Annotated in this window: 14 protein-coding genes and 1 other RNA gene; 2 read left to right on the top strand and 13 right to left on the bottom strand. The window is 65.6% G+C overall.

All coding sequences use genetic code 11. The features are described 5' to 3' along the window. Positions 1-100: 100 nt before the first annotated feature. The 13 genes from AC2TZ7_RS16230 to AC2TZ7_RS16170 form a co-directional block, all read right to left on the bottom strand. Positions 101-1,063 carry a DMT family transporter gene (locus AC2TZ7_RS16230; protein ID WP_489865006.1) on the bottom strand — a complete coding sequence of 321 codons (963 nt, stop codon included), beginning with the start codon at positions 1,061-1,063 and terminating at the stop codon, positions 101-103. Positions 1,064-1,085: 22 nt separating this feature from the next. Beyond that, the gene (gene queG, locus AC2TZ7_RS16225; RefSeq protein ID WP_489865005.1) at positions 1,086-2,129 is read right to left on the bottom strand and encodes a tRNA epoxyqueuosine(34) reductase QueG; all 1,044 of its coding nucleotides are present in this window, start codon (positions 2,127-2,129) and stop codon (positions 1,086-1,088) included. A gap of 153 nt (positions 2,130-2,282) precedes the next feature. Then, a complete protein-coding gene (locus tag AC2TZ7_RS16220; protein ID WP_489865004.1) occupies positions 2,283-3,809 on the bottom strand; it encodes an FAD-dependent oxidoreductase in 1,527 nt (508 codons plus the stop codon). Between the two features lie 215 nt (positions 3,810-4,024). Next, positions 4,025-4,690 (bottom strand): FtsZ-binding protein FzlA, encoded by a 666-nt coding sequence (gene fzlA, locus AC2TZ7_RS16215; protein ID WP_098411549.1) that lies wholly within the window; start codon positions 4,688-4,690, stop codon positions 4,025-4,027. 177 nt (positions 4,691-4,867) lie between these two features. Beyond that, positions 4,868-5,212 carry a TfoX/Sxy family protein gene (locus tag AC2TZ7_RS16210; RefSeq protein WP_489865003.1) on the bottom strand — a complete coding sequence of 115 codons (345 nt, stop codon included), beginning with the start codon at positions 5,210-5,212 and terminating at the stop codon, positions 4,868-4,870. Then, complete coding sequence (gene recR, locus AC2TZ7_RS16205; protein ID WP_078547815.1) at positions 5,212-5,811, bottom strand: recombination mediator RecR; 600 nt, start codon at positions 5,809-5,811, stop codon at positions 5,212-5,214. The genes AC2TZ7_RS16210 and recR overlap by 1 nt, the downstream gene beginning before the upstream one ends. Positions 5,812-5,815: 4 nt before the next feature. Continuing rightward, on the bottom strand, positions 5,816-6,160 hold the full coding sequence (locus AC2TZ7_RS16200; RefSeq protein WP_489865002.1) for a YbaB/EbfC family nucleoid-associated protein: 345 nt from the start codon (positions 6,158-6,160) through the stop codon (positions 5,816-5,818). A 127-nt stretch (positions 6,161-6,287) separates the two neighbouring features. Continuing rightward, positions 6,288-8,018, bottom strand: coding sequence for a DNA polymerase III subunit gamma/tau (locus tag AC2TZ7_RS16195; protein WP_134330795.1), 1,731 nt, complete (start codon positions 8,016-8,018; stop codon positions 6,288-6,290). 63 nt (positions 8,019-8,081) lie between these two features. After that, positions 8,082-8,993 (bottom strand): MBL fold metallo-hydrolase, encoded by a 912-nt coding sequence (locus tag AC2TZ7_RS16190; protein WP_489865001.1) that lies wholly within the window; start codon positions 8,991-8,993, stop codon positions 8,082-8,084. Positions 8,994-9,094: 101 nt separating this feature from the next. After that, positions 9,095-9,191, bottom strand: an RNA gene (gene ffs / locus AC2TZ7_RS16185) — signal recognition particle sRNA small type. Positions 9,192-9,342: 151 nt separating this feature from the next. Further along, the gene (locus tag AC2TZ7_RS16180; RefSeq protein ID WP_489865000.1) at positions 9,343-10,389 is read right to left on the bottom strand and encodes a YeeE/YedE family protein; all 1,047 of its coding nucleotides are present in this window, start codon (positions 10,387-10,389) and stop codon (positions 9,343-9,345) included. A 52-nt stretch (positions 10,390-10,441) separates the two neighbouring features. Continuing rightward, positions 10,442-10,741 carry an ArsR/SmtB family transcription factor gene (locus AC2TZ7_RS16175; RefSeq protein ID WP_098411544.1) on the bottom strand — a complete coding sequence of 100 codons (300 nt, stop codon included), beginning with the start codon at positions 10,739-10,741 and terminating at the stop codon, positions 10,442-10,444. A gap of 213 nt (positions 10,742-10,954) precedes the next feature. Continuing rightward, a complete protein-coding gene (locus tag AC2TZ7_RS16170; RefSeq protein ID WP_489864999.1) occupies positions 10,955-11,431 on the bottom strand; it encodes a thioredoxin fold domain-containing protein in 477 nt (158 codons plus the stop codon). 111 nt (positions 11,432-11,542) lie between these two features. On the opposite strand from AC2TZ7_RS16170, the gene AC2TZ7_RS16165 reads away from it, so the two are divergent. Both AC2TZ7_RS16165 and AC2TZ7_RS16160 read left to right on the top strand, forming a co-directional pair. Continuing rightward, a complete protein-coding gene (locus AC2TZ7_RS16165) occupies positions 11,543-12,280 on the top strand; it encodes a cytochrome c biogenesis CcdA family protein (RefSeq protein WP_232621622.1) in 738 nt (245 codons plus the stop codon). 25 nt (positions 12,281-12,305) lie between these two features. Continuing rightward, positions 12,306-12,860, top strand: a complete 555-nt coding sequence (locus AC2TZ7_RS16160; protein WP_078571956.1) for a thioredoxin family protein — start codon at positions 12,306-12,308, stop codon at positions 12,858-12,860. Positions 12,861-12,992 lie beyond the last annotated feature (132 nt).

Here is a 12,992-nt window from a genome sequence, read left to right as displayed (position 1 = left end):
TCCTCCTCTCGTCATCGCCTCTGATAGCGGGACTATAGCACGGTTCGACTGAGTCGTGACGCAGGGGCAGGCAGGTTTTTTGTCGCAGGCGGATCGGCGCTCAGCCTTGGGGCGTCGCGGCCTTGCGCGCGCGCTTGCGCTCCAGCCCCAGCCAATGCTCGCGCAGGATGATCGCGATGCCGGCCGCGATGATGAGCGCGGCCCCGGCGAGGGTCGCGTGGGTCGGTACTTCCGAGAAGATGGTATAGCCGATCACCAGCGCCAGCAGCATCGAGGCGTAGTCGAACGGCGCCACCAGCGAGGCATCGGCGAAGCGATAGGCCGAGGTCAGCATGATCTGCCCGGTGCCGCCGATCAGCCCTGCGAGGATCAGAAGCGTCGCCTCCCACGCGGTCGGCACGACCCAACCGAAGGGCAGGGAGGCGAGCGAGAGCACCGAGGCGGTGCAGGAGAACCAGAAGACGATCGCTGAGGTGCGCTCCGTCCCGACCATGCGGCGGATCTGGATCTGCGCCAGCGCCGCGCAGGTTGCGCCCGCCAGCGCCATCCCCGCGCCAAGCGCCTCCGCGCCGCCTTCCGGCCCGCTGCCGCCCAGCCGGGGCCAGAGCACGATCAGAACGCCCACCATCCCCAACCCGACCGCCGAGAAGCGGAAGATCCGAACCGTCTCGCCCAGCAAAAGCGCCGCGAAGACGACCGTCAGCAGGGGGGCCGCATAGCCCAGAGCGGTCGCCTCGGGCAGCGGCAGGAAGGCAAGCGCTGCGAAACTCAGCGCCATCGCGGTGGTTCCCACGACGCCGCGCATGACGTGGTTGATCGGTTTCTCCACCCGCAACCCGCCCTGCAACTCACCGCGCCACAGCAGCCACAGCAGGATCGGCACGATGCCGAAGAAGGAGCGAAAGAACACCGCCTCGCCCGGCGGCACCCGGTCGGAGACCGATTTGATCAGCGCCTGCATGATGACGAAGCCCGTGACCGTGCCGAGCTTCAGCGCGATCCCAAGGAGTGGGCGAGGGGTCTGGGTGGTAACCGGTGTCATGACCGCGATCAGATAGGCCATGCGCGGGGCGCGGCAATCGTTTTCATCGCGATACCTGCCCGAGCTGGTCGAGTGCCCATCGCGCGGCCTCGGCCACCACCGGATCGGGATCGTCCAGATGCGGGCGCGCGGCCTCGGTCAGCGCCGGATCGCCAGAGTTCCCGATCGCGTAGAGCACGTTGCGCAGGAAGCGGTCGCGCCCGATCCGCTTGATTGGCGAGCCCGAGAACCGCGCCCGGAACCCCGCATCGTCGAGCGCGGCCAGTTCCGCGAGCGGCGGCGCGCCGACGCCGCCGTGATAGCGCGCCTCGCGCGCCTCTGCGGCGAATTTGTTCCACGGGCAAACGGCCAGACAATCGTCGCAGCCATAGATGCGGTTGCCCATCTTGGCGCGCAGCTCCTCGTCGATCGGCCCCTTATGCTCGATCGTCAGATAGGAGATGCAGCGCCGCGCATCGAGTTGGTAGGGCGCGGGAAAGGCCTCGGTCGGGCAGATGTCGAGGCAGGCCGTGCACGACCCGCAATGGCTGATCTCCGGCGCGTCGGGCGGCAGCTCTACCGTGGTGAAGATCGCGCCGAGGAAGAACCAGCTGCCCAGATCGCGCGCCAGAAGGTTCGTGTGCTTGCCCTGCCAGCCTAGCCCCGAGGCCTCGCCCAAGGGCTTTTCCATCACCGGGGCGGTGTCGACGAAGACCTTGATCTCTTCGCCTTCGGGGGCCTGCTCCAGCAACCAGCGCCCGACGCGCTTGAGCCGCTTCTTCACCAGATCATGGTAATCCTTGCCCTGCGCATAGGCCGAGATCACACCGTGATCGCGCGCCTTCAGCAGGTCCAGCGGGTCGTAATCGGGCGTGTAGGTCTCGGCCAGCATCACCACCGAGCGCGCCTCGGACCACAGCGCCGCCGGATCGCCGCGCCAGCCCATGCGCTCCTCCATCCAACCCATCTGGCCATGCATCCCCGCGCCCACGAAGGCGGCCAGCCGCTCGGCTGCCTGCGGGATCGCGTCGGGCGTGGTGATGCGCGCCTTCGAGAAACCCTCGGCAAGGGCCGTCTCTATCAACCGCGCTTTCAACTCCGCACTCATGGCTTCGCCTTGGTCCAAATATCCCGGGGGGGCCGCGCCGCAGGCCGGCGGGGGCAGAGCCCCCTCGGCGCGAGACGGATGCGGCCCGCATCGCATCGTCGCCGTATCCTTTCGGAGCCGGGCGGGCAAGACAAGGGGCGGGGGCGGCGCGCGTCAGCTGGCGAAATGCGCCTCCGCGTAAGCCGCGACCGCGCGGGCTGCGTCGGAAAGCGGCGCGGTCAGTGCCACGTAGCCGTCGGGCCGCACCAGCACCGCCGCGCCGTCGTGGCCGAAGATCTGCGCGAACGCCTCCGCGTGGTCGGGGACGGGGCGTAGTTTCAGGCTTTTGGCAAAGCGGCTCTGCGGGGCGGGGCCATCCCCCGCGCAGAGCAGGACGAACCCCGACGGATCGACCAGATCCTGCGCGTGGGCCGGATGCCATGCCTCATCGCGGGCCACCTCCAACGGTGGATCGGGAAGGCGTGCGCCCGGTGCGATGGTGCCGCGCGCATGCGGGCCGTCGGAAAGCGTTCCGCCCTCATAGCCGATCGCGATCTGCCCCATCCGGGCCGCGACTTTCTCCTGAACGAGATCGCGGCTGCCGAGATAGGGGCTGATATGGTCGATCAGCATCCGGCGCACCGGCGAGGTCGAGGCCATATTGGCGGTCAGCGCCTCGGTTCCGTGCAGCAGGTCGCGGATCACCGGCAGGCGCTCGGCCTCATAGCTGTCGAGCAGGCTGTCGAGCGCCGTACCCGCAATCACCCGCGCGAGTTTCCAGCCGAGGTTCATCATGTCCTGCATGCCGGTGTTCATTCCCTGACCGCCCGCGGGCGAGTGGATATGCGCGGCATCGCCGCCCAGCAGGAAACGCCCCACGCGCAGCGTTCCGACCATCCGGCTATTGATCGCGAAGCGCGAGGACCACGTCAGGTCGTGCAGCGTCGCAGGCAGATGGGCGCGGGCATCGAAGACCTGCTGCAGCGTTGCAAGATCGGGTTGTTCGCTGCCCGCGACATCGGAGGCGATCAGACGGAAACGTCCGCCGCCTAAGGGGAACATGCCCAGAAAGCCGTCGCTGGAAGAGAAGACATGCAGCTCCTCGGGGGCGAGCGCGCCGCTGACTATCTGGTCGCCCAGCACGAAGCCCTGACCCACGGATTTTCCCTCGAAGGGCAGATTGAGCGTGCGGCGGATCAGGCTATGCGCCCCGCCGCTGGCGATTACCCAATCGGGGCGCAGCCCTTCGAGCGTGTGGTCCGGGCCGCGCAGCACCGCCATGGGCCGCGCCTGCGCATCATGGCCCTCGCGGGCGATCGCGACGAGTTCGGTGTCCCATTCCGTTTCCACTCCGAGGGCTGCGCAAGCCTCGCGGAGCACGGCCTCGGTTTCGACCTGCGAGACGAAAAGGATATAGGGGAAGCGGCTCTCGAGATGGGCGAAGTCGAGCCGGAAGAGCGGGGCGCCTTCGCCATAAAACTGCGCGATCCGGGTCTGCACGCCGCGCGCGACAAGGGTGTCCGCCAGGCCGCGCTGCGCCAGCATCTCCAGCGTGCGGGCCTGAACCGCGATCGCGCGCGAGGTGGTCGCGGGGCTTGCGGATCGCTCGATCAGGCGGACGGGCACGCCTTGGCGGGCCAGTTCGTAAGCGGCGGTGAGACCGGTCGGGCCGGCCCCCACGATCAGCACGGGATGGGGCATGGCAGTCCTCGCTTTGCAGTCCGGGCCAAGCTCCGGATCGGCTTGGGCCTGTTCCTGAGGTAGCGAAGCGAATGATTAAATCAATTGTTTTAATTTTGCAGGGCGCGCACCTTTGCGTGAGCCAAGTTCGCGAAGGACCAAATAAAAGCGCCGCCCGAACGGGTCGGACGGCGCGGTGTGAGACTGGCGGTGTCGGATGGAGGCGCGGGGCGCGTTCAGAAATCCAGCTCCGCATATTGCGACGCGGGCGGCATGCCGGGCAGTTGATCGGCCAGAAGCGAGCGGAAGGCCGGGCGCGACTTGATCTTCGCATACCAGTCTTTCACGGCCTCCTGCCGGTTCCAGTCGACGTCGGAGATATAGTCGAGGCAGCTCAGATGGGCGGCCGCCGAGAAATCCGCGAGCGTCATTACGTCGCCCGCAAGCCAGCGGCGCTGTTCCAGCAGCCAGCCCATGTAATCGAGGTGATACTTGATCGCGGACAGGCCCGCCTTCACGGTCTTGCTGTCCGGATAACCTTCCTTGCGGACCTTCTTCCAGACCCGCTCGCCCATGATCCGCGCGGTGACCTCGGAATTGAACTTGTCGTCGAACCACGCACATAGGCGGCGCACCTCGTAGCGCGCGGCGGGATCGCGCGGCATCAGCGGTGCGTCGGTATGGGTCTCGTCGATATATTCGCAGATCGCCTGGCTCTCGGCCATCATCATGCCGTCCATCTTCAGTACCGGAACCTTGCCCGCCGGGTTGCGGCGCAGGAAATCGGGCTGCTGTTCCCAGTAGCGTTCCTCGACGAGTTCGACCTCGAGTTTCTTCTCGGCCAGCGTGAGGCGGACCTTGCGGCAGAACGGGGAGAGGGCGACATGATAGAGGCGGATCATCGGGGCGACGCTCGCAATTCTCGTTGGGGGATTTGAAGAACTGATAACGGCGGGCGCGGGCGGGTTCAATGGCGACAAACCCGCCGATGGCGCTCCCTTGCCGGAAGGTGATCGGGACGGCACAGGTCGGATGCCTCCGGCGGGGATATTTTTACCAAGCCGAAAGGGGCGCGGGGACTAGGCTTTCGGTTTGCGTGTGCGCTTTGGTTTGGGCGCGGGCAGGGAGGTCTCGATCACGCTGAGAAGACCTGCGAGCCACTCCGTGTCTTGCCAGAGGTCCGGGTCGATCTGCCAGTGATCCTTGGCGCGCGGATAGGGTTTGCCTGTGACGGGCGCGTGGCCGCTGTCTTCAAGGTAGCGCGTGGCCTCGGGCAATTGCCGCACGAACAGCGTGTCGTCGCACAGAAGCGCCACCGTCTTGCCGCCCATATAGACCGCGTATTCGCCGAACATCGGCCGGGTCGCGATCCGGTCTCCGAGACAGTCGCGCAGCAGCGCCTCCGTCTCGGGCCGGGTGCCCATCAGAAGCTTTTGCGGGCGCGCAGCGCCGCCTGAATCGTGCCGTCGTCGAGATAGTCCAGCTCGCCCCCGATCGGCACGCCTTGGGCAAGGCTGGTCACTGCGATGCCGCGTCCTTCGAGCGCCTCGGCGATGTAATGGGCGGTGGTCTGGCCCTCGACGGTGGCGTTGAGCGCGAGGATCACCTCGGTGATGCCTTCCTCGGTGGCGCGTTCGAGAAGGTCGGGGATGCGCAGGTCTTCGGGGCCGATCGCATCGAGTGCAGACAGCGTGCCGCCAAGGACGTGGTAGCGGCCCTTGAAGGCGTGGCCGCGCTCCATCGCCCAGAGGTCGGCCACATCCTCGATCACGCAGATCTCGCCGGTGGCGCGTTTGGGGTCTTCGCAGATGTCGCAGATCGGCGCGGTGGAGATATTGCCGCAGCGCTGACATTCGCGCGCGGTGCGGGCCACTTGCGCCATCGCCTCGGCCAAGGGGCCCATCAGCTGCGCGCGTTTCGAGATCAGATGCAGCACCGCGCGCCGGGCGGAGCGGGGGCCAAGCCCCGGCAGCCGCGCCATCAGGGCGATCAGCGCCTCTATCTCGTCGCGCGCGCCGCTCATCGGATCAGACCGGCAGGTCCATGTTCTCGGGCAGGCCCAATTCGCGCAGAAGGCGCTTCTGCTCTTCCTGCTCGCGGAACTTGGCCTTTTCCTGCGTGTCCTTGATCGCGGCGAGGATCAGGTCTTCGACGACTTCCTGCTCGGAGGCCTGCAGGATCGAGGGGTCGATGGAGAGCCCGGTCAATTCGCCCTTCGCGGTGGCGCGGGCCTGCACGAGACCGGCCCCGGCCTCGCCGGTGACGACGATGGATTTGAGCTCTTCCTGGAGCTCGCCCATCTTCTCCTGCATTTCCTTGGCGGCCTTCATCATCTTGGCCATGTCGCCCATGGCGCCCAATCCCTTGAACATCGCTTTCTCCGTCACGTTTGGCTTGAGTGAGAGATACGCATCGCTGCGCGAAGGGACAAGGGACAAGGCGGGAAAACGGCGCGGCAGGGCGGCGCGTGCGATTGCGCCGGGCCGCCCTTGGCGTGGCTCAGCCTTCCTCGAAGGGGTCCCATTCGTCTTCGACCTCGGCCAGCGCCTCGGCCTCGATCGCGGCGGTATCTTCCTCGGGCAGGATTTCGATCTTCGCGCCGGGGAAGCGGGCGAAGATCTCCGCCACCAGCGGGTTCTTCATCGCCTCGGCTTCGGCCTTCGCCATTTCCTCGGCCTTCACCTCGGCAATCGTGGGCGCGCCGCCTTCGGAGACGACCGAGACGCCCCAGCGCGCGCCGGTCCAGCCCTGCAGCCGTGCCGATAGCGTCGCCGCGAGATCGCGCGAGGCCTGCGGGGTCGGCTCGAACTCGATCCGACCGGGGCGGTAATTCACGAGGCGCAGATTGCTCTCGACCTCCAGCAGCAGGGTCATGTCGCGCATTCGGGCGATCAGGTCGACCACGTCGTCGAAGCTCGCGAAACGGGCGAGCGCGTCGGCCATCGGATCGTGCTGCGGGGCAGGGGCCGCCGCAGCCACGGCCCCACCACCGGCACGCCGGGCGCGCAGGGTTGCGCCATGCACCGGCCCGGTCGAGGGCGCGGGGCCCCGGCCTGCGGCCTGGGTCTGGGTGTTGCCCTGCTGGATCTTCTTGATCAGCGTTTCCGGGTCGGGCAGGTCGGCGACATGGGTCATGCGGATCACGGCCATCTCGGTCGCCATCATCGCATTGGGCGCGCTCGCGACTTCCTCGAGCGCTTTGAGCAGCATCTGCCAGAGCCGCGAGAGCACCCGCATCGGCAGCGCGGCCGCCATTTCCTGACCGCGATTGCGTTCCTCGGGGGGGACGGTCGGGTCTTCGGCGGCTTCGGGCGTGACCTTGATGACGGAGACCCAATGCGTGATCTCGGCCAGATCGCGCATGATCGCCATCGGATCGGCGCCATCGGCATATTGCGCGGCAAGTTCGGTCAGCGCCTCGGCGGCCTGACCGTGCAGGATCATGTCGAAGAGATCGAGCACGCGGGCGCGGTCGGCCAGACCCAGCATCGCGCGGACCTGTTCCGCGGTGGTCTCGCCTGCGCCATGCGCGATCGCCTGATCGAGCAGCGAGGTCGCATCGCGGGCGGACCCTTCGGCGGCGCGGGTGATCAGCGCGAGCGCATCGTCGGCGATCTCGGCGCCTTCCGCATCGGCGATCCGGCGCAGCAGCGCGATCATTTCCTCGGGCTCGATCCGGCGCAGGTCGAAGCGCTGGCAGCGCGAGAGCACGGTGACGGGCACCTTGCGGATTTCGGTGGTCGCGAAGATGAACTTCACATGGGCGGGCGGTTCCTCGAGCGTCTTCAGGAGCGCGTTGAAAGCGCTCGTCGACAGCATGTGAACCTCATCGATGATGTAGACCTTGTAGCGTGCCGAGGCCGCCCGGTAATGCACGCTCTCGATGATCTCGCGGATGTCGCCCACACCGGTGCGCGAGGCGGCGTCCATCTCCATCACGTCGACATGGCGGCCTTCCATGATCGCGCGGCAATGCTCGCACTCGCCGCACGGGTCGGTCGTGGGGGTGCCGTTGCCGTCGGGGCCGATACAGTTGAGCCCTTTGGCGATGATCCGCGCCGTGGTGGTTTTCCCGGTGCCGCGAATCCCCGTCATGATGAAAGCCTGCGCGATCCGGTCGGCCGCGAAGGCATTCTTGAGGGTGCGCACCATCGGCGCCTGTCCGATCAGGTCGGCGAAGGTCTCGGGACGGTACTTGCGGGCGAGAACCTGATATTGGGTGTCGGTCATCGAAGCTCCGGTGTCATAGGCAGCCGTCAGACTAGGCCCCCGGGGCGTCGGCGTCCACCCGGCTCATTCCCATTCCATCTGGCTGAACACCGCCTGCGCGTTGCGTTTGGCGAGCGTGTCGAAATCCTCGAGATATTCGAACTGTGACTGGTCGACATTGACCGAGCCGATGATGTCGCCGCCCTCGTCGATATAATCGGCCATCTGGCTGCGCAGATTGGTCAGATAATCGTAGGTGTCGCGGGTCGCGGTAGCGAGATCGGTGGCGGGGCCGTGGCCCGGAACGACATGGGCGGGCTCATAGGCGGCCATCGCCTCGAAGGCCTCGACCCAGCCGATCGAGGAGGACATGTCGAGCACGCCGAGAATACGGCCCACGAAGACGATATCGCCGGTGAACATCACTTTCTCCGCTGGCAGCCAGACGAAGCTGTCGCCGGGCGTGTGGGCGGGGCCGGGATGGGTGATCTCGATCTCGCGCCCGCCGAGGGTGAGCGTGTAGCTCTCGTCGAAGGTCGTGTCGGCATAGACGGGGTCTGTGCCTGCGAGCGCCTCGTTGCCGACCAGCGCATCCAGCATCGTCAACTCCAGCGACGCGCGGGCCTTCTGGTCAGCGAGCGCATCTTCCGAGGTGATGATCTCGGCGTCATGCTCTTTCCAGTAGCCATTGCCGAGCCAGCGGTGATCCTGCCCGCCGGTGTCGATCACATATTTCACCGGCTGGTCGGTGAGGGTGCCGATCACTTCGTCGAGCGCCGCCGCCCCCTTATAGGTGCCGCCCGCATCGACGAGCACCGCGCCCTCATCGGTGACGATCAGCCCGAAGGTCGCGTTATTGCCGAGGTTCTCGGCATCGCGCTGCCCGAAGGGGCCCTCGATCGCGTAGGTGTTCGGCGCGACTTCGACGGTTTTGAGCGTGCCCGCGAAGAGCGGCACAGGAAGAATGGCCAGAGCGGCCAGAGCGAAACGAAACATGGTGAAACCTCCCTTTTGACGGGAAGCTTAACGTGATGATGTCATCTCACAACCGGGCATGGTGACGCGGCGGGAAAACACAAGCGAGTTTGTAGGGGTAGGGTGAGAGGCTGGACAGCGACCCAAGCGGGGCTCGTTGCGGCTGCTTCCTTCCGGACCTGACCGGGTTGGCGAGGCGCTCGCCCGCGCCAACCTCTCGAGGGGCGATATAGGAAACCCGGATCAGATTCGCAAGCGTTGTGCGGGAAGAGGTTGAAGGAGAGGGGGCGCTGCACCCTCGGCGCGTCCGCGCCTCACCCCCGGGATATTTTAGCCAAGCCGAAAATGGGCCGATTTGCGCGGCCCGGCTTTACTCAGGCTGGAAGCCGTGGATCAACTGGCGCAGGCCGATCAGCCCGCCGATCACGATCGAGGCCAGCGTGACCGGTGCGGAGAAGGAGAGCACGGCCATCGCGCTCACCCCCTGGCCGATCGAGCAGCCGACCGCGATCGTGCCGCCGATACCCATCAGGGCCGCGCCGCTGACCTGACGGCCCAGTTCGCGCGGATCTTCGCAGGCTTCCCATTTGAAGAGGCCGCGAATGGCCGAGCCGAGGAAGGCCCCGCCCAGCACGCCTGCGACGAGACCCACGGAGAAGGTGAGGCCGCCTGCCGTGGAGGTCATGAAATAGAGGATCGTGCGCCCGAGCGGTGCGGTGAAGGACGGCGCCTCGACGCCGGTTTCGCCCATGCTCTCGGTGAAGAGATAGGAGGTGCCGACGTAGCACCAGACCACCGCGAGACCCGCGGCCACGCCCCAGGCGAGGCGGCGTTTGTCCGCGCGCAGCGGCTGATAGCTCAGCGCCCAGGCAAGGAAGCCGGCGGCGACGGGCAGGGCGAAGACCAAGGGCGACAGCCCGGTCCGCGCCGAGAGCCAATGCGCGATGCCCTGCGGAGTATCGGCGGCCTGCTGGTCGAAGATCAGAAGGCGCAGATGGGCGAGGGGGCCGGACAGCGTCACGAAGGCGAAGATGCCCATCACCACGACCACGACCATCGCGCGCAGATCGCCGCCGCCGAAACGCACCAGCGCACCGAAGCCGCAATTGCCGGCGAGCGCCATGCCATAGCCGAAGACGAGCCCGCCCACGATCGAGGCGAGCGGCGACCATTTGATCGTGTGATAGAAGCTGCGGGTGATGTCCGCATAGCCCAGGGCCTCGGCCACGAAGGCGCCGGTGATCGCCACGCCCAGCACGATCCCCCAGAGACGCAGGCGTCTCTGGTCGTCGCCATAGGCCGCGCTTTCGAGCGCGCCGAGGGTGCAGAAATCGCCAAGGCGCGCGGCGAGGCCGAGAATGATGCCGCCGATCGCCCCGACCATGGCTGCCAAGGCACCCATCGGAATCTGTTCCATTGCCCTTCTCCCTCCCGGATCACCCAGCGTCCGGTCTGATGGCGCACCGCGTTCAGTCGGTGGCGCAGAACATCTCGTAAATCGTCTCGACGAGGCGACGCGCACGCGGATCCGAGAGCGTGTAGTAGATCGCCTTGCCTTCGCGGCGTGCGCTGACGAGCCCCTCGAGACGCAGCCGCGCCAATTGCTGGCTCACCGCGGCCTGGCGCGATTCCAGCAGGTTTTCCAGCTCGGTCACCGATTTCTCGCCCGAACTCAGATGGCACAGAATCATCAGCCGCCCCTCATGGGCGAGCGCCTTCATGAGGTTGGAGGCGTCTTGCGCGCGATCGAGTAGCTCTTCTGCATCCATGCGGGAACATCTCGACTCGGCCGTGGCAGAGGCAAGCTTTTCGGCATGACCGTCAGGCACCAGATGCCGCACCGCATCGTCCTTCCTTGGAAGCCGCACAGAGTGCGACCGTATTGATCGAATGACTCAGGCTTTAGCATGTCGATTCGCTGGAACAAAGCCCGAGAGCGCAAAAACCCGCCAAAAGCGAGACAAAAGCGCGCAGGTCAAACCTCAGTTCGATGGGGTCTGATATGTCGCGCCATTCTTTTTCAGGGCCTGATCGAGCAGGCCCCAGAAGAAATCTTCGCTCGCATAGCCTTCGATGCGGGCGACTTCGACCCCGTCCTGCAGCAGGATGAAGGTCGGTGTGAAAAGCGGTTTGCCCCCGGTGATCGTGATGTCATCGGGGAAGGGTTTGTGCAGATCGACCCGCTGCAGCGGCGCAGTCTTGCCCTCGGGCGTCTTCGGATAGATAGGCGCAAGGTCGTTGTTCCACATCCGGCAATAGATGCAGCCGACCTGCTCGACCATCAGGAGCCGGAATTCGCTGTCGGCTATCGCCTCGCTGGTCTCGGCCTCGGAGGTGGCGGCGACCGTCGTGTCGGCGGCTTGCGATGCGGTATCGGCGCGCGCGACATCGCCCGTCGCGCCCAGCGTGATCGCCAGCGCCGCAGTCATCGAAATCGTATGCCACACAATGCGGAACATTGACGGACCCCTTTTTACATATAAAGATCGTAATGTGTTTGACGGGCCCCTTCAAGGACGGTTGGGAGACCGAGGCCATATAGGCTAGGGCGCGTCACGAGGGAGGAAACAGTGCCGATCGATATTACCTATGGCGGGGCGTTTTTTGCTGGCCTGCTGTCTTTTCTGACGCCGTGCATTCTGCCGATGGTGCCATTCTACCTGTCCTATATGGCCGGGCTGTCGATGTCCGAGCTGCGTGGCGACGGCAAGATCGCGCCGGGCGCGCAGGCGCGCATGGTGGCCTCTTCGGTGGCCTTTGCGCTGGGCGTGACCACGATTTTCGTGCTGATGGGGATGGGGGCGACCGCGCTGGGGGCTGCATTCCGCGAATGGATGGGGCCGCTGAGCTGGGTGGCCGCGGCGATCCTGCTGGTCTTCGGTCTGCATTTCCTCGGCGTGATCCGCATCCCGTTTCTCTATCGCGAGGCGCGGATGGAGGCGAAGACCGATCCCACGACCTTCCTCGGCGCCTATGTGATGGGGCTCGCGTTCGGCTTCGGCTGGACGCCCTGTGTCGGCCCCGCGCTTGCGGCGATCCTGATGGTGGCGTCGGGCATGGGGGATATCTCCAAAGGCGGGCTGCTGCTCTTTGCCTATGGGATCGGGATGACCTTGCCTTTCATCATCGCGGCCTTCTTCACGCGGCCTTTCCTCGCCTTCATGGCGAAGCATCGCGCGAAGCTCGGCTATGTCGAGAAGGCGATGGGGGTTATGCTGATCCTGTTCGCGGTTCTCATCGTGACCGGGGGGCTGCGCTACATTGGTGAGTTTCTGATCGACGTCATGCCGAGTGGGAGTCTCGGCTGACCGTCTGTTTCTAGGGAGAACGATCATGCGTCATTTTCTGACTGCCGCTTTCACCGCCGCGATGCTGGCCCTGCCGGTCCATGCGGCCGAGATGGGCGATGACGGGCTGCACAAGGAGCCGTGGTTCCACGACACGTTCAAGGACATGTCGGACGATCTCGCCACCGCCAATGACGAGGGCAAGCGCTTCATGGTCATCTGGGAGCAGCGCGGCTGCATCTACTGCAAGAAGATGCATGAGGAGGTCTTCTCCGACCCCGAGATCGCGCAATACATCACCGACAACTACTACGTCGTGCAGATGAACCTCTTCGGCGATGTCGAAGTGACCGATTTCGACGGCGAGGCTTTGCCCGAAAAAGAGATGGCGATGAAGTGGGGCGTGATGTTCACGCCGACCATGATGTTCTTCCCCGAGGAAGCCACCGACCAGCCCGCCAACAAGCAGGCCGTGGCGCAGATGCCGGGGGCTTTCGGGAAGGGCACGACGATGGCTCTGTTCGAGTGGGTAAAGACTCACGGCTATGAGAGCGGACAGAACTTTCAGAAGTACGTTGCCGAGAAAGTTATGGCGAAGTGAGCGCTCTCTCGGTGATTCTGACAGAGTCGTGATCGTTTGCTTGCCAGTGCAGCATTCGTGCTGCGCCCGCGAATGTTTCTGATTTTGCTAAAAAAATCTTGGGTATACGGCTGTATGCTTCGATATATCCGA

The organism is Thioclava sp. ISO4, from assembly GCF_058105145.1.
The sequence above is the reverse complement of the archived record's forward strand: the minus strand, read 5'-3'. Positions and strand labels throughout refer to the sequence as shown.